This window comes from Pseudomonas sp. PAGU 2196 (genome assembly GCF_022179005.1).
Lineage (GTDB): Bacteria > Pseudomonadota > Gammaproteobacteria > Pseudomonadales > Pseudomonadaceae > Aquipseudomonas > Aquipseudomonas kermanshahensis.
In genome coordinates this window covers 167,062-182,464 of record NZ_BNTL01000020.1, presented here as the reverse complement: position 1 = coordinate 182,464, position 15,403 = coordinate 167,062, and the positions used below count along the sequence as shown (strand labels likewise).

Genomic DNA, 15,403 nt, shown 5'->3' with positions numbered 1-15,403 from the left:
ACGCAGGGAAAGTCTGAGTTTCGGCCATAAAAAACCAACAAGGGTTTCTAAATAGGAAAAACCAAGGCAGGATTTCCCCCAACTTTTCTGCCCCGCCCCGTTCAGGAGGCTTTTCATGAAACGTATTTCGACTCTTTTCTTGCTCGCAACACTGGGCCTGGCTGCTGGCGCCGTGCAGGCTGCCGAGCCGGATGCCGGCCTGACTGGCTGCGCGGCCAAACGCAGCGCCATCGAGAACCAACTGAAGATTGCCCGCGAACACGGCAACAGTGATCAGGTTGCGGGGCTCGAGCAGGCACTGGAAGGTGCAAAAAACTGTACAGAAACCAGCCTGCGCAAAGAGCGTGAACAAAAGGTGCTGGATGCGCGCCATGAAGTCGCGCAACGCGAAAAAGACCTGAAGAAAGCCGAAAAGAAAGGCGATGCTGAAAAGATAAACAAGCGTAAAGACAAACTCGCCGAGTCGCGCAAAGAACTGCAGGAAGCGGTCGACGAACTCGACCGCTGAGGTGCAGCGTCCGTGAGCGCCTTATCGCCGGCAAGCCGGCTCCCGCAGGTACTCCACTGCTCTCAAGGGCTGTGTGTTTCCTGTGGGAGCTGGCTTGCCGGCGATAAGGCCCTCACAGGCGATCAATGATTGCGGAATTCGGTATGGCAAGCCTTGCACGCTGCCTCGACCCTGTCCATCGGTCCCTTCAACTGCGCCGCCTCCAGCGGCTGGCCCCGGGTAGCATCGACCAATTCACCGGTCACGCCCTCCAGTTGCCGGGCAAGGTCATGGAACCGCGCCTGACGCTCCCACACCTCCGCTCGCGCGCTGCTGTCACCGCCATCGCGCGCTTGGGGGAAGTGCTGCCACGGCTGGTGCGACAGGCTGTCGAGCTTCACGGCCCCTTCGGAGAACTTCACCCCGTCGAACGGCAAACGGCCGCGCAGCATGCCACCCAGGTCCTCGCTGGTCTTGAGCATGTCCTTGAAGATCACCTTGCGCTGGCCCAGCGGCGAGTTCGGGTCCACACGGTCACAGGCACTCAGAGTAAGGGCTGCGAGCAGAACAACGGTCAATCGCTTGAACATCACGGTCACTACGGCCTACGAGAATGGGCGGCCAGTATCGCTGGCCAAGGGCCAAAGACCAATAGCCACATAAAACACAGGGGTGAATCTTCATGTTCTCCCTGACAGGAATCCCCATATGAAATCTGCCCTGCGCCACCTGGCCTGGACACTCCCGGCGCTGGCCCTGCTGGCCGGCTGCAACGGCGGCGAGAACGCCAAACCTGAGCCCCATGCCATTGCCACCTATGCCAACGCCACCTGGCAGGACCTGCCCAGCGTCAGCGACACCGACCTGGTTGCCGGCTTCCACGCGTGGCGCAATGGCTGTGAAAAACTCAAGCGCGACGCCGTCTGGGCCACCACCTGCGAGGCCGCAGCCAGCGTGCCGGACGATGCTCTGCAAATACGCGCCTTCCTGCAGCAAAACCTGCAGGTCTATGGCCTGCGCTCGGCCGAGAACAACGCCAACGGCCTGATCACCGGCTACTACGAGCCGGTCTACCCCGGCAGCCTGAAACCGACCGAAACCAACCACGTAGCGGTGTACGGCGTGCCCGACGACATGATCGTGGTCGACCTCGCCAGCGTGTACCCAGAGCTCAAGGGCAAGCGCCTGCGCGGGCGACTCGATGGCCGGGTGCTCAAGCCTTACGACACGGCCGAAGTCATCAACCGTGAGGGCGTAAAAGCCCCGGTGCTGGCTTGGCTGACCGACCCGATGGACTTGCAGTTCCTGCAGATACAGGGTTCGGGCCGGGTACAACTGGAAGATGGCCGCCAGCTGCGCCTGGGCTACGCCGACCAAAATGGCCACCCCTACCGGCCGATCGGGCGTTGGCTGGTGGAACAGGGCCAGTTGAAGAAGGAAGACGTGAGCATGGGCAGCATTCATGCCTGGGCCCAGGCCAACCCGCAGCGGGTACCAGAGCTGCTGGCGAGCAACCCCAGCTACGTGTTTTTCAGCACCCGTCCCGACAGTAACGAAGGCCCGCGTGGCTCGCTCAACGTGCCACTGACGGCCGGCTACAGCGTGGCGATCGACCGCAAGGTGATTCCGTTGGGCAGCCTGCTCTGGTTATCCACTACGCGCCCGGATGGTACCCCGGTGGTGCGGCCGGTAGGGGCTCAGGATACCGGGGGTGCCATTGCCGGTGAGGTACGTGCAGACCTGTTCTGGGGGACTGGGCCAGAAGCAGGTGAGCTGGCCGGGAACATGAAGCAGCAAGGGCAGATCTGGATGCTGTGGCCTAAAGGCAAACCGCTGCCTGAAGTACCGAAAGTCCCTTGATCGGGGCTGGGTTCTTCGCGGGGCAAGCCCGCTCCCACAGTAATCGTGCTAACCCTGAAGAATGCACGATCCCCTGTGGGAGCGGGTTTACCCGCGAAGAGGGCAACTCGGTTTCAGACGGAAACCACGAAAAACGCCACGATCAACGCCAACCCGGCAAACCACACCACTGACCGCAATGCCGCCCAGTCCGCCAGGTAGCAGATGATGTAGAGCAACCGGCTGGTGATGTACATCACGCCCAGCACGTCCTGCGTCACTTGCTCGGCATTGCCGACGATATCTGCCACCAGCACGGCCGCCGCAAACGCGGGAAACGCTTCGTAGCTATTCTGCTGCGCCGCATGGGCTCGGCGTGGCAGGCCCGATAGCGTGTCCAGGAAGGCACGCGGATCGTGATTGTCCTTGAGGCCGAAGCGACCACTGCTCACTTTGGCGATCAATGCACAAAGCGGCGGCAATACCAGGGCAATCAGGATGCACCACAGGGCAACGGTCATGGACAGCACTCCTTGTTCAATCGAAAGGTTAGAGCTTCATTACCAGCATGCCTGCCAGCACCAGCCCGCAAGCTAGGAGTCTTGGCCCGCCAAAAGGTTCTTTGAGGTAGCGCATACCCAACAGCACCACCAGGATCACGCTCAATTCCCGCAGCGCCGCCGCCTCGGCCACCGACCCCAGGTGCATGGCCCACAGCACCAGGGCATAACTGAACAGCACGCAAAGCCCTACGGCCAACCCCAGCCGCCATTGGGTTCGCCAGAACAGCACAAACGGTGCCCGGCGCGCCACACTGGCGAGCAGCGGGAAAGGCCAGGCACTGAGCAAGGTCAGCCATACCAGGTAGTCCCAAGGCTTGCCCCACAGCCGCACCGCCTGGCCGTCGAACCAGGTGTAGCAACCGATGCACAGGCCAATCAGCGCCACCACGGGCAACATCGACCAAGGCAGCCGATCACCACCGCCCCCCTGCCACAGTAGGCACGCCATACCGCACGGAATGAGCAGGATGCCGATGATCTGCTGCTGGCTCAGCGATTCCCCGGCAAAGGCCAGGGTCAAGCCCAGCACCACCAGCGGCGACAGCCCGCGCATCAGAGGATAGACCAGCCCCAGGTCGCCAACCCGATAGGCCTGGATCAGCAGATAGCGGTACAACTGTTCGGCCAGCGCCGAGGCGATCAACCAGGGCCAGATTTCAGCGGGAGGCACCTCGACAAAGGCCACGGCCAGCACGGCAAAAGCCAGCGCGACCGTGTCCATGCTGGCAATCACCAACAAGCGCTCGCCGCTGAATTTGATCAGGGTGTTCCAGGTCGCATGCAGGAGGGCGGCGACCAGTACCAGGGAAGTTGCCAACACGCCTTCAGGTCCTTGTGACGTTATTGAGGCACGAATATATCGTCTTCAGTCTGGTGTGCGTATGTCGGAAGATTTTCAGCGTTTACGAGATCGAGCGCCGCGCGGGCGGCGCTCGATCTCAAAACCATCGCACAACTCAAGCCCTACACATGAACGATCCCAACAATTCCGGTCAAAGGTGTGCCCCGAAGCCCTCGCCAGGTCATCAAAGAACTGCCCGAGTCATTCGGGTACGATTTGGAAGCCACTGTTACAGGATTTGGGATGCTTGAATTAGTTGCCGCGTTTATCTGCCTCACCACCCTTCTCACCTACGTCAACTACCGCTTCATCGGCCTGCCACCCGCCATTGGCGTGATGGTCACGGCACTGCTGTTCTCGTTGATGCTGCAAGGGCTTAGCCTGATTGGCTTCCCTGGCCTCGAAGAGCGCGTCGAAGGCCTGATGAACCAGATCGACTTCAACGATTTGCTGATGCACTGGATGCTGGCATTCCTGCTGTTCGCCGGCGCCTTGCACGTCAACCTCTCAGACCTGCGCAGCTATCGCTGGCCGATCGGCCTGCTGGCGACCATCGGCGTACTGATCGCCACCGTGGTGATCGGCTACCTGTCGCACTGGGTGTTCGCGATGTTCGGCTGGCAGGTTCCGCTGATCTACTGCCTGCTGTTCGGCGCGCTGATCTCGCCCACCGACCCGATTGCTGTGCTCGGCGCATTGCGGACCGCCAATGCCTCCAAGCCGCTGAAAACCACCATCGTCGGCGAATCGCTGTTCAACGACGGCACCGCGGTCGTGGTGTTCACCGTGCTGCTGGGCATCATCCAGCTCGGCGAAACCCCCAGTGCCTATGACACGGCGGTCCTGTTCGCCCGCGAGGCCATTGGCGGCGTGGTGTTCGGCGGCGTGATCGGCTACGCCACCTACCGCATGATCAAGAGCGTCGAGCAGTACCAGGTCGAGGTCATGCTGACCCTGGCACTGGTCATCGGTGGCTCGGCAATGTGCTACGAACTGCACGTTTCTGCACCGATCGCCATGGTGGTCGCCGGCTTGATCATCGGCAACTTGGGGCGCAACCTGGCGATGAACGACATGACCCGTCGCTACATGGACGGTTTCTGGGAATTGATCGATGACATGCTCAACGCCTTGCTGTTCGCGCTGATCGGCCTTGAGCTGCTGCTGCTGCCGTTCAACTGGATGCACCTGGCGGCCGGCGGTGTGCTGGCACTGGCGGTCCTGCTGTCGCGGCTGCTTACCGTGGCCCCGGCTATCTTGCTGCTGCGCCGCTGGCGGAGTGTGCCGAAAGGCACCGTGCGGGTACTGACCTGGGGCGGCCTGCGCGGCGGCGTGTCGGTAGCGCTGGCACTGTCGCTGCCGCTGGGTGAGGAACGTGACCTGCTGCTGTCGATCACCTACATCGTGGTGTTGTCGTCGATCCTAGTGCAGGGGCTGAGCATCGGGCGGGTGGTGCGCAAGGTTAGTGCCCAGCCCTGAAAACAAGGGGGCCGCTTTGCGGCCCCAAAATGCCTACTCGACTGCCGAGTCCGGGAACTGGTCCTGGACGTATTTGATCTCGGTGCGCCCGTGAGCCGCGGGCATGCCATCTTCGCCGAGGTTGACGAACACCATCTTGTCGACGGTCAGGATGCTCTTGCGGGTGATCTTGTTGCGCACTTCGCACTTGAGGGTGATCGAGGTGCGGCCGAATTCAGTGGCGGTGATGCCCAGTTCGATGATGTCGCCCTGGCGTGAGGCACTGACGAAGTTGATCTCCGACATGTACTTGGTCACCACACGCTGGTTGCCCAGCTGGACGATGGCATAAATCGCCGCTTCTTCGTCGATCCAGCGCAACAGGCTGCCACCGAACAGGGTGCCATTGGGGTTGAGGTCTTCGGGTTTTACCCATTTGCGGGTGTGAAAGTTCATCGGTACTCCTAACCTGCTTGGCTAACGTGCATTCATGATGGCAGAGCGGCCGTCGCCGCTCCATTGAACATCGACTATCGTCTCGATTAATCGACAGAAAACCTTGGGCGAAGGTCCCTGTCGCGGCTATAATCCTGCCGCTTCACTTGGCCACCCGCAGCGGTGGCCATGCCCGCCACCTGTCCGAGGGGCGCTGCAGCAGGCTAGGCCTGTCAGGCTCGGATGGGGCGTTGTCCGCTCCTGCGGACGCTCAACGCACAACGGCGCCCATTCGCACACTACGAATGGAGGCTCTCATGAGCGCTGTAAACACGCCTGCTGGTTTTACCGATTTCAAAGTCGCTGACATCTCCCTGGCTGCCTGGGGCCGTCGCGAAACCATCATCGCCGAATCGGAAATGCCTGCACTGATGGGCCTGCGTCGCAAGTACCTGACCGAGCAACCGCTCAAGGGTGCGAAGATTCTGGGCTGCATCCACATGACCATTCAGACTGCCGTGCTGATCGAAACCCTGGTTGCCCTGGGTGCCGAAGTGCGCTGGTCGTCCTGCAACATCTTCTCCACCCAGGACCAGGCCGCTGCCTCCATCGCTGCCGCCGGTATCCCGGTGTTCGCCTGGAAAGGCGAAACCGAGGAAGAGTACGAGTGGTGCCTGGAGCAGACCATCCTCAAGGATGGCCAGCCATGGGACGCCAACATGATCCTCGACGACGGCGGCGACCTGACCGAACTGCTGCACAAGAAGTACCCAGCCGTTCTGGACCGCGTCCACGGTGTCACCGAAGAGACCACCACCGGCGTGCACCGCCTGCTGGACATGCTGGCCAAGGGCGAGCTGAAAGTCCCGGCGATCAACGTCAACGACTCGGTCACCAAGAGCAAGAACGACAACAAGTACGGCTGCCGTCACAGCCTGAACGACGCCATCAAGCGTGGCACCGACCACCTGCTGTCGGGCAAGCAAGCCCTGGTGATCGGCTACGGTGACGTGGGCAAGGGCTCGGCCCAGTCCCTGCGTCAGGAAGGCATGATCGTCAAGGTCACCGAAGTTGACCCGATCTGCGCCATGCAAGCCTGCATGGACGGCTTCGAGCTGGTCTCGCCGTTCATCGACGGCATCAACAACGGCACCGAGGCCAGCATCGACAAAGCGCTGCTGGGCAAGATCGACCTGATCGTCACCACCACCGGTAACGTCAACGTCTGCGATGCCAACATGCTCAAGGCCCTGAAGAAGCGTGCCGTGGTCTGCAACATCGGCCACTTCGACAACGAGATCGACACCGCCTTCATGCGCAAGAACTGGGCCTGGGAAGAGGTCAAGCCGCAGGTGCACAAGATCCACCGCACCGGCGCTGGCAGCTTCGACCCGCAAAACGACGACTACCTGATCCTGCTGGCCGAAGGCCGCCTGGTGAACCTGGGTAACGCCACCGGTCACCCAAGCCGCATCATGGACGGTTCGTTCGCCAACCAGGTGCTGGCACAGATCTTCCTGTTCGAGCAGAAGTACGCCGACCTGTCGGCCGAGAAGAAAGCCGAACGCCTGACCGTAGAAGTGCTGCCCAAGAAGCTCGACGAAGAAGTGGCCCTGGAAATGGTCCGCGGCTTCGGCGGCGTGGTCACCCAGCTGACCCAGCAGCAAGCCGACTACATCGGCGTGACTGTCGAAGGCCCGTTCAAGCCACACGCGTACCGCTACTAAGCGGCAAGCGCCCGGCGGCATGCCGGCGGGCGCTTGTAGTCGTTTAATCTTGATCGATGCCCAAGCCAGGCCGGCCCCCACCGCCCTGGCTTTTACTTGCAGCGTGCGGCTCATGGCCTGCAGCTGAGGAAACAGAGATGTCACAAGAACGCCGCTACAGTTTCGAATTCTTCCCGACCAAGACCGATGCCGGTCACGAAAAGCTGATGGGCGTTGCCCGCCAGCTGGCCACCTACAACCCCGATTTCTTCTCCTGCACCTACGGTGCCGGCGGCTCTACCCGCGACCGCACACTGAACACCGTGCTGCAGCTGGAGAGCGAAGTGAAAGTGCCTGCCGCACCGCACCTGTCGTGCGTCGGCGACACCAAAGAAGAGCTGCGCGCCCTGCTTGCCGAATACAAGGCTGCTGGCATCAAGCGCATCGTTGCCCTGCGTGGCGACCTGCCTTCCGGCATGGGCATGGCCAGCGGCGAGCTGCGCTACGCCAGCGACCTGGTCGAATTCATCCGCCAGGAAACCGGTGATCACTTCCACCTGGAAGTGGCGGCCTACCCCGAGATGCACCCCCAGGCCCGCAACTTCGAGATCGACCTGGCCAACTTCGTGCACAAGGTCAAGGCCGGTGCCGACAGCGCCATCACCCAGTACTTCTTCAACGCCGACAGCTATTTCTATTTTGTCGAGCGTGCGCAGAAACTGGGCGTCGATATCCCGGTGGTGCCCGGCATCATGCCAATCACCAACTACAGCAAGCTGGCCCGGTTCTCCGACGCCTGCGGCGCCGAGATCCCGCGCTGGATCCGCAAGCAGCTGGAAGCCTATGGCGACGACACCGCCAGCATCCAGGCCTTCGGCGAAGAAGTAATCACCCGCATGTGTGAACAACTGCTGCAAGGCGGCGCACCGGGCTTGCACTTCTATACGCTGAACCAGGCCGAAGCGAGCCTGGCGATCTGGAACAACCTGAAGCTGCCTCGCTGAAATTTTTTGGCAATATCTGATTAAGAAATGATTAAGGCTTTGGTCATAGACTAAGGCCTTATTTATTTTCGGGTTATACAGGTCTTGCCTGACATGCAGCATCCCCAGCCATCGTGCCCTCAGCTCGTCTACCTGGCTTTCGGCCCGGCCACCTACCATCAGGAAGCCTGCTTCAGCATCGTCAGTGCCCTTGCCCACCTGGACGTGTCGGCAGGCGAGGCGCTGGATATTCAGGTCTACACCGACAACCCCGCGCCCTATGCCAATCTGCCGGTCACACTGCACCTGCTCGACGACGCCACGCGCGCGGCGTGGAATGCCCCGCATGGTTATCACTTTCGCAGCAAGCATGTGCTGCTGCGTCAGGTGCTGACGCAGCATGCAATGGCGGTGCTGATCGATACCGACACCTTCTTCCGTCAGTCACCGATGCGGCTGTTCCAGCGTGTCGCGCCTGGCCATCTGCTGTGCAACGCCATCGGCGGGCGCTACGGCGCCAACCAGAAATGCCTGCTGTACAAGAACCTGCTGTCCGTCCTCCAGGCCCAAGACCTGGCCGATTGCCAGATGCCGCTGATCAACTCGGGCGTGATCGGGCTCACCGCCGAAGACGCGCAGGCACTGGACCACTCCATCGCCATGATGGACCAGTTCTACCCACTGGCCCGCGAGGCCTACACCCTCGAAGAGTTCTGCCTGGCCGTGGCGGCCTACCGCAAACTGCAGCTGGCCGAGTGCACCGACGTCATCCACCACTACTGGAGCCGCAAGGCCCAGTTCCGCGCCAAGATCCAGGCCTGGCTGCGCAAACACGGCGATGCTCCGTTGAGCGAAGCTGCACTGGCCGATGTCGCGCGGGTCAACGATCAACTGCCGCGGCCGCCGACCCTGCATCGGCTGGGCTACAAGGCGTTAAGCCTGACCCTGCCCAGCCATGAGCGGCAATTTGCCCGCGAATTGCTGTATGGCAGCTACCCCTACCCCAACGAGTTCGACCGGGCCTGTGCATCGGCCTGGTGGGACAAAGCCTTGGAGAATTTCAATGCGCGCAACGGCCGCATCCAGCCCGAACAGCTGCGCCAGTGCCTGCGCCAGCCGGGCCTGCGCCTGTCGCTCGGGGCGCAGCGCAAGGCTATCGAAGCGCACCTGCTCAGGTCGGCGCAGGCCTGAACAGCCGCCGCTTCACTGGCCTTGAGCAGGCCGAGCGCGTAATCTGCGGGCCATGTTCGCCACCACCCGCCTGTTCTGGATCCTGCTGCTCGCCTGCCTGAGCCCGTTGGCTCTGGCCGAACGCCTGCGCCTGGTGTCCGACGACTGGGCACCGTACGTGTACCAGCAAGACGGCCAACCCCGGGGCATCGACTACGAAGTGACCACCCAGGTATTCAATCGCCTGGGGGTAGAGGTGGAATGGCAGTTCCTGCCCTGGAAGCGCTGCTTGGCGATGATCGAGCAAGGGCTGGCCGACGGTATTGTGGATGTCTTCCAGTTCGACACGCGCAGGCCCTACCTGGTCTACCCAACGGAGCCCATGTCGGATGTCGAGTTCGTGCTGTTTCAGGCCCGCAGCCGCCGTCATGCCGTCACCGGCCTGGACGATCTTGCGGGCCTGTCCGTCGGCACATCGCCCGGCTACACATATGGCGCCGCGTTCAACGATTCGCCGCGTTTTCGCCGCGAATCAGCCCCTACCCATGAAGCCAACTTCGGCAAACTTCTGCTGGGCCGTATCGATTTGCTGATTACCGACCGCAGGGTCGGGCGCTACCTGATGCGCCAGCTGGGCCTTGAACAACGCATCGAAGAGCTGCCCTGGGTGGTCAGCCGACAGACGCAATACCTGGGGCTGACCCGCAAACCCGGGCGCGAGGCACTGGCCCAGGCGTTCTCCGAAGAATTGCAACGCTTCAAGCAGGAACCCGCCTACGCCGCTATCAGCCACCGCTACATAGGCGACATCGGAAACATTCTCAACGCCGTTGAGCAGCAGGAAAGCAGCACGTCGCGATAGCTCTGTTATACTCGGGCCTTCCCGCCAGGCTTACGCCCGGACGCTCGGCCTAGCAACAGGCATCCCGATCGGCAACGACGCACCATCGCGTCAGCCCTCCGCTTCCTGGATGTGCAGTGAAAGCCAAGCTGGACCGGACGCGATCGCATCTCACCGATGCCCGTCGCGCCAGGCAGAACATCCCAACGGGCCCAGCCCACACGAGAACAGGATTGCCCATGTCCTTTGCTTCCCTCGGTCTCTCCGAGGCTCTTGTCCGCGCTATCGAGGCTGCGGGCTATACCCAGCCGACTCCGGTGCAACAGCGGGCTGTTCCCGCCGTGTTGCAAGGCCGTGATCTGATGGTCGCCGCCCAGACAGGTACTGGTAAAACCGGCGGTTTCGCCTTGCCGATCCTCGAGCGCCTGTTCCCGGGTGGCCACCCTGACAAGTCGCAGCGCCATGGCCCGCGCCAGCCTCGCGTACTGGTCCTGACTCCGACCCGCGAGCTGGCCGCCCAGGTGCATGACAGCTTCAAGGTCTATGCCCGTGATCTGCCGCTGGTCAGCGCCTGTATCTTCGGCGGTGTCGGTATGAACCCACAAATCCAGGCCATCGCCAAAGGTGTCGATGTACTGGTCGCGTGCCCTGGCCGCCTGCTTGACCTGGCTGGCCAAGGCAAGGTCGACCTCGCCCACGTCGAAATCCTGGTCCTCGACGAAGCCGACCGCATGCTCGACATGGGCTTCATCCATGACGTGAAGAAGGTCCTTGCCCGCCTGCCGGCCAAACGCCAGAACCTGCTGTTCTCGGCCACCTTCTCCAAGGACATCACCGACCTGGCCGACAAGCTCCTGCATAACCCGGAGCGCATCGAGGTCACCCCACCGAACACCACGGTCGAGCGCATCGAGCAGCGCATCTACCGCCTGCCCGCCAGCCACAAGCGTGCGCTGCTGGCACACCTGATCACCCAGGGTGCCTGGGAACAGGTGCTGGTCTTCACCCGTACCAAGCACGGCGCCAACCGCCTGGCCGAATACCTGGAAAAGCACGGCCTGACCGCCGCCGCGATCCACGGCAACAAGAGCCAGAACGCCCGCACCAAAGCCCTGGCCGACTTCAAGGCCAACGCGGTACGGGTACTGGTTGCCACCGACATCGCCGCCCGCGGCCTGGACATCGATCAGTTGCCCCACGTGGTCAACTTCGAGCTGCCCAATGTCGAGGAGGACTACGTCCACCGTATCGGCCGTACGGGCCGTGCCGGCCGTTCGGGTGAGGCCATTTCCCTGGTCGCGCCTGATGAAGAGAAGCTGCTCAAGAGCATCGAGCGGGTCACCAAGCAGAAGATTGCTGACGGCGACCTGATGGGCTTCGACGCAAGCCAGGTCGAGGCCGAGAAGCCGGAAGTGCGCGAACGCCCGCAGAACGCCGGCCGTGGCGGTCGCAACCAGCCACGCGGCGAAGGCGGCAAAGACGCCAACGGCGGCCGCAAGGACAAAGGCAAGGACAAGGGCAAGACCCGGCAGCACGCTGCAGAGAAGCCTGCCGAGAAGGAAAAGGCGGGCGACAAGCCGCAACAGCGCAAGCCGCGTGACAACAAGCCACGCCAGCAGCAAGCCAGCCAGAACAGCACACCGAAAGCACCGGCCGACCGTGCCCCGGACGAGTTCCTGGATGACGAAGTCGACAACTTCGGCAACCGCGCTGACTACGTCAGCCCGTACCAGGGCAAGAACCAGGGGCGTAACCGTCGTCCTGGCGGTGGCACTGGCGCAGGTCAAAACCAGGGCCAAGGTGCGGCGGCTCCGCGCAGCAACAACGGCGGCCAACCTCGCACGGGTGGCCAGCCACGCAGCGCCAGCGGCGAGAAACGCCCACCGCGCAACAACGCGGGCGGCGGTGCACGCCGTGACAACAACGGCGGTGGTCGCGGTCGCCCGGCGCGCGATGATGCTGCGCGCCAGGAACCTGCAGTCCGCAGCTCGCGTGAGCCGCAGAACCAGCCAGTGATCATCCGCAAGGAATCCAAGCTCGATCGTTACCCAACGCCTGAGCAACTGGACGATCTGCCAAGCCGCCCACGCGGCGAGCGACCTGCGCTGCTGACGCGCAATCGCTGACATTGAAGTGATCTATGCGGTGGGCTGCTAACGGCCCACCGCATAGCATTCTGCGGATGCTCCCCCACCCTGCAACCTAGCAGTCCTGCGAGTTTCATCATCGTTTCATTGCGCTCATCGTAATTACTCACTCCCCACTGAGTAATAGAAGTGCGCACTACAGAAACCCAGCAGCACCGCAACGCGCAACGTGCACTCATCGACTGCATCGACGCCCACGCCATTGAACAAATCGCAGCTTCAAGACCGCTGATAGAAACGCTTTCGTTGAGAGCGGGTTCCCGCATCGATGTGCGTGGCAGCACGTCAGCTAGAAAAGGCGTAGTCGAAGCCTTTTCAGAAAACCGATGGAAAGGCATCGCCAGTGTGCAGCCCGATGGCACCTTTCATAATGGCGCTGTTCCTGCGAGTTACCTCAAAAGCAAAGACACAATCCTGGTTCGCATCGTCGATGGCGAAGCTTCCATTCCTGTCCTTGCCAACAGCTACTTCGTCCACCCACGCTCGGTCTGGGTCACTCCGACTCCGACTAAACAGGCAGATCAACAAGCCTATCGATGGCTACTTCAATGGGCAGATTACAAACCCACCGGCTACAAGCTTCCGGCGAACACCCGCGCCTCGGTCTTTCTGGAGGGTGATGACTCCAATGTTACCGTGACGATCGGCATTCAGGGCCTGGCGCAGCAAACGGACCGCAGCCAGCAAACCCAGAACATGCGCGAACATCGTCTGCAGCGAGGGGAAAACACACTGCCCCTCGATCCGCTGGGCGGCGTGGTACATATCCGCAATAACGGCACTTCGGGCTGCCGAGTGATTTTCGACGAGGCGCTTCAACCCATCCCGTATTACATCCTCCACCAAACACCGCCTTCGGACTTTCAAGAAATGCTCGTGCGCAGCGACGCTGTGTCCGAGGTGCAGCTTGTCGGTGACCGCGTTGCCATTTCAGCCTACACCGATACCTACAAACGGTTTGCCAATGCCGATGTCGGCGACATTGTCCGCTCCCACCAAGAAGTGCTGAGCATCCACGTACAGGCCTGCGGCCTGGACAGCTCATCGCCAAGGCACCAGCGTAGCGATATGTGGATACACGCTGTGGAGGCAGCGTCGACGATTAACCCAAGCGCAACAACGGGATTGATCCTTCTGCCGCATGGAAGTAACCCAGGTAACGAATACATGTGCGCATTGCTTGCAGGTGAAGCCCACAAACGCTGGGTGACGCTGCATGAGTACGGCCATCACTTTCAGAACGTCGTCAATGCCGTCGCACCCATGTTCCGCGAGAACTCGGTAAACATCTACGCGCTTGCCGTCGGGCGCGTTCACAAACACGACTACAGCGACATTTTCCCTACTCGCTGGCCGGCGTTGAAAGCGTGGCTGGCCAAGCCGCGCGACCAGAAGCGATACATGGAATCCCCAGACTCCCTCGCCATTTTTGAACAACTCAGGAAGGGCTTCGGCGACCACTATCTGCCCGCCTGGGATCGCTACATTCGTGACAATCCACAATGCACGGGCGACTTGATCGGTTTCGCCACTTCCCTGTCCCTGGTCGCAAACTGCAACCTCGCTGATTATTTGGCGGATTGGGGAGTCATCACAATAAGCGATGCCACATGGCATGCCCTGCAGGCCTTGGGCCTTCCAGCGCCTGCGGCGGGGTTGACTGACCTGGTCCCGTATCTCTGACACTGCAAAGCAAAACGCCGGGGATGAGCATCAATCGCTCATCCCCGGCGTTTTTATTCAAATGAAGCGAATTACTTCTGCTTCACGCCTTCAAGGCTGATATCCAGGTCCAGGGTCTGCGAAGTCGCGCCTGGGCCTTTGATGCCGAAGTCGTTCAGGTTCAGCGTGGTGGTGGCATTGAAGCCAGCACGTTCGCCGCCCCATGGGTCTTTGCCTTCACCGTTGAAGGTGGCCTTGAAGGTGACCGGCTTGGTCACGCCGTGCAGGGTCAGGTCACCGGTCACGTCGGCAGTCTTCTCACCGGTCGATTTGACGGCGGTCGACACGAACTTGGCGTCCGGGTACTTCTTCACATCCAGGAAGTCTTTGCTAGCGATGTGCTTGTCACGCTCGGCGTGGTTCGACCACAGGCTGGCAGTCTTCAGGTCGACGTTGATCTTGCTCGCTTCAGGCTTGGCGCTGTCCCAGCTGAAGTTGCCGTCGAAGTCCTTGAAGGTACCGTGAATGAAGCTGTAGCCCAGGTGGCTGATCTTCCAGTCGACGAACGCGTGCTGGCCTTCCTTGTCGATCTTGTAGTCAGCGGCCATGGCCTGGCCAGCGGAGAACAGTGCAGTACCGAGCGCCAGAGCGGCAAAAGTCTTTTTCAACATCCTTTCTATTCCTTGCAATTGAGGTTGAGAGTCAAGCTTTGCGGCCCAGCATGCGGATCAGGGTCGCGTCACGGTCTATGAAGTGGTGTTTCAGTGCTGCCAGGCCATGCAGCACGGCAAAAATCACCAGGCCCCAGGCTAGCCAGAGATGGATCACCCCAGCCAGGTCCGCCTGATCGGGCAGGTCGCTGACCAGAGCCGGTACTTCGAACAAGCCGAATACCGGAATACCGACGCCGTCGGCGGTGGAGATCAAGTAACCGGCGATCATCACCGCGAACAGCCCAACATACAGTGCCAGATGGCCCAGCTTAGCGGCCACGCGGGTGAGTGCCCCGTGGTTGGCCGGTGCCGGCGGTGGCGGGCTGATGAAACGCCAGAGCACGCGCAGCAGCATCACCGCCAGCAGCACCAGGCCGATGCTCTTGTGCAGGTCAGGGCCCGACTTGCGCCAAGGGTCGTAGTAATCCAGGCCGACCATCCACAGCCCCAGGCCAAACAGGCCGAAGACTGCCAGCGCGACACCCCAGTGCAGGATGATGCTGACCACGCCGTAGCGAGAAGGTGAATTGCGCAGTTGCATGTTGGCGTGTTTCCCCG

At 61.5% G+C, this 15,403-nt stretch carries 15 protein-coding genes and 1 riboswitch; of the genes, 9 read left to right on the top strand and 6 right to left on the bottom strand.

Annotated elements, in window-relative coordinates; genetic code table 11:
• Positions 1-115: 115 nt before the first annotated feature.
• On the top strand, positions 116-508 hold the full coding sequence (locus MFF34_RS18330) for a DUF1090 domain-containing protein (protein WP_027592459.1): 393 nt from the start codon (positions 116-118) through the stop codon (positions 506-508).
• Positions 509-630: 122 nt separating this feature from the next.
• Here MFF34_RS18330 and MFF34_RS18325 read toward each other — a convergent pair whose 3' ends face one another.
• Positions 631-1,077: a cytochrome c gene (locus MFF34_RS18325; protein ID WP_238215688.1), complete on the bottom strand. Its 447-nt coding sequence runs from the start codon at positions 1,075-1,077 to the stop codon at positions 631-633.
• A gap of 118 nt (positions 1,078-1,195) precedes the next feature.
• Here MFF34_RS18325 and MFF34_RS18320 point away from each other — a divergent pair, with 118 nt between their 5' ends.
• Positions 1,196-2,347, top strand: a complete 1,152-nt coding sequence (locus tag MFF34_RS18320) for a murein transglycosylase A (protein ID WP_238215686.1) — start codon at positions 1,196-1,198, stop codon at positions 2,345-2,347.
• 113 nt (positions 2,348-2,460) lie between these two features.
• On the opposite strand, the gene MFF34_RS18315 is transcribed toward MFF34_RS18320, so the two are convergent.
• Together MFF34_RS18315 and MFF34_RS18310 are read right to left on the bottom strand one after the other, a co-directional pair.
• Complete coding sequence (locus MFF34_RS18315; protein WP_099455537.1) at positions 2,461-2,847, bottom strand: MAPEG family protein; 387 nt, start codon at positions 2,845-2,847, stop codon at positions 2,461-2,463.
• Positions 2,848-2,875: 28 nt separating this feature from the next.
• Positions 2,876-3,709, bottom strand: a complete 834-nt coding sequence (locus tag MFF34_RS18310) for an EamA family transporter (RefSeq protein WP_099430625.1) — start codon at positions 3,707-3,709, stop codon at positions 2,876-2,878.
• A gap of 264 nt (positions 3,710-3,973) precedes the next feature.
• Here MFF34_RS18310 and MFF34_RS18305 point away from each other — a divergent pair, with 264 nt between their 5' ends.
• Entirely contained in the window at positions 3,974-5,209 is a 1,236-nt protein-coding gene (locus MFF34_RS18305; RefSeq protein WP_238215684.1) for a sodium:proton antiporter, read from the top strand.
• A gap of 33 nt (positions 5,210-5,242) precedes the next feature.
• On the opposite strand, the gene MFF34_RS18300 is transcribed toward MFF34_RS18305, so the two are convergent.
• Entirely contained in the window at positions 5,243-5,644 is a 402-nt protein-coding gene (locus MFF34_RS18300) for an acyl-CoA thioesterase (protein ID WP_027592453.1), read from the bottom strand.
• 179 nt (positions 5,645-5,823) lie between these two features.
• Positions 5,824-5,920, top strand: a riboswitch (S-adenosyl-L-homocysteine riboswitch).
• A gap of 20 nt (positions 5,921-5,940) precedes the next feature.
• Between MFF34_RS18300 and ahcY the strand changes: the two genes are divergently transcribed.
• The 6 genes from ahcY to MFF34_RS18270 all read left to right on the top strand — a co-directional run bounded on the left by ahcY (position 5,941) and on the right by MFF34_RS18270 (position 14,153).
• Positions 5,941-7,350: an adenosylhomocysteinase gene (gene ahcY, locus MFF34_RS18295; protein ID WP_099430626.1), complete on the top strand. Its 1,410-nt coding sequence runs from the start codon at positions 5,941-5,943 to the stop codon at positions 7,348-7,350.
• 137 nt (positions 7,351-7,487) lie between these two features.
• Positions 7,488-8,333 carry a methylenetetrahydrofolate reductase [NAD(P)H] gene (gene metF, locus MFF34_RS18290; protein WP_027592451.1) on the top strand — a complete coding sequence of 282 codons (846 nt, stop codon included), beginning with the start codon at positions 7,488-7,490 and terminating at the stop codon, positions 8,331-8,333.
• Between the two features lie 93 nt (positions 8,334-8,426).
• Positions 8,427-9,503 (top strand): hypothetical protein, encoded by a 1,077-nt coding sequence (locus MFF34_RS18285; protein WP_238215682.1) that lies wholly within the window; start codon positions 8,427-8,429, stop codon positions 9,501-9,503.
• A 52-nt stretch (positions 9,504-9,555) separates the two neighbouring features.
• Positions 9,556-10,344: an ABC transporter substrate-binding protein gene (locus MFF34_RS18280; protein ID WP_238215680.1), complete on the top strand. Its 789-nt coding sequence runs from the start codon at positions 9,556-9,558 to the stop codon at positions 10,342-10,344.
• Between the two features lie 218 nt (positions 10,345-10,562).
• Positions 10,563-12,449, top strand: coding sequence for a DEAD/DEAH box helicase (locus MFF34_RS18275; RefSeq protein WP_027592448.1), 1,887 nt, complete (start codon positions 10,563-10,565; stop codon positions 12,447-12,449).
• 150 nt (positions 12,450-12,599) lie between these two features.
• The gene (locus MFF34_RS18270; RefSeq protein WP_238215678.1) at positions 12,600-14,153 is read left to right on the top strand and encodes a M60 family metallopeptidase; all 1,554 of its coding nucleotides are present in this window, start codon (positions 12,600-12,602) and stop codon (positions 14,151-14,153) included.
• 71 nt (positions 14,154-14,224) lie between these two features.
• Here the strand turns inward: MFF34_RS18270 and MFF34_RS18265 are convergent, their stop codons facing one another.
• Positions 14,225-14,803 carry a YceI family protein gene (locus MFF34_RS18265; protein WP_027592446.1) on the bottom strand — a complete coding sequence of 193 codons (579 nt, stop codon included), beginning with the start codon at positions 14,801-14,803 and terminating at the stop codon, positions 14,225-14,227.
• A gap of 31 nt (positions 14,804-14,834) precedes the next feature.
• Complete coding sequence (locus MFF34_RS18260) at positions 14,835-15,386, bottom strand: cytochrome b (RefSeq protein WP_099430628.1); 552 nt, start codon at positions 15,384-15,386, stop codon at positions 14,835-14,837.
• Positions 15,387-15,403 lie beyond the last annotated feature (17 nt).

Bases quoted from the DNA above. Each gene is read 5' to 3' on its own strand.
- MFF34_RS18330 (WP_027592459.1), top strand. From the start codon at position 116: ATGAAACGTATTTCGACTCTTTTCTTGCTCGCAACACTGGGCCTGGCT.
- MFF34_RS18325 (WP_238215688.1), bottom strand. From the start codon at position 1,077: ATGTTCAAGCGATTGACCGTTGTTCTGCTCGCAGCCCTTACTCTGAGT.
- MFF34_RS18320 (WP_238215686.1), top strand. From the start codon at position 1,196: ATGAAATCTGCCCTGCGCCACCTGGCCTGGACACTCCCGGCGCTGGCC.
- MFF34_RS18315 (WP_099455537.1), bottom strand. From the start codon at position 2,847: ATGACCGTTGCCCTGTGGTGCATCCTGATTGCCCTGGTATTGCCGCCG.
- MFF34_RS18305 (WP_238215684.1), top strand. From the start codon at position 3,974: ATGCTTGAATTAGTTGCCGCGTTTATCTGCCTCACCACCCTTCTCACC.
- MFF34_RS18300 (WP_027592453.1), bottom strand. From the start codon at position 5,644: ATGAACTTTCACACCCGCAAATGGGTAAAACCCGAAGACCTCAACCCC.
- ahcY (WP_099430626.1), top strand. From the start codon at position 5,941: ATGAGCGCTGTAAACACGCCTGCTGGTTTTACCGATTTCAAAGTCGCT.
- metF (WP_027592451.1), top strand. From the start codon at position 7,488: ATGTCACAAGAACGCCGCTACAGTTTCGAATTCTTCCCGACCAAGACC.
- MFF34_RS18285 (WP_238215682.1), top strand. From the start codon at position 8,427: ATGCAGCATCCCCAGCCATCGTGCCCTCAGCTCGTCTACCTGGCTTTC.
- MFF34_RS18280 (WP_238215680.1), top strand. From the start codon at position 9,556: ATGTTCGCCACCACCCGCCTGTTCTGGATCCTGCTGCTCGCCTGCCTG.
- MFF34_RS18275 (WP_027592448.1), top strand. From the start codon at position 10,563: ATGTCCTTTGCTTCCCTCGGTCTCTCCGAGGCTCTTGTCCGCGCTATC.
- MFF34_RS18265 (WP_027592446.1), bottom strand. From the start codon at position 14,803: ATGTTGAAAAAGACTTTTGCCGCTCTGGCGCTCGGTACTGCACTGTTC.
- MFF34_RS18260 (WP_099430628.1), bottom strand. From the start codon at position 15,386: ATGCAACTGCGCAATTCACCTTCTCGCTACGGCGTGGTCAGCATCATC.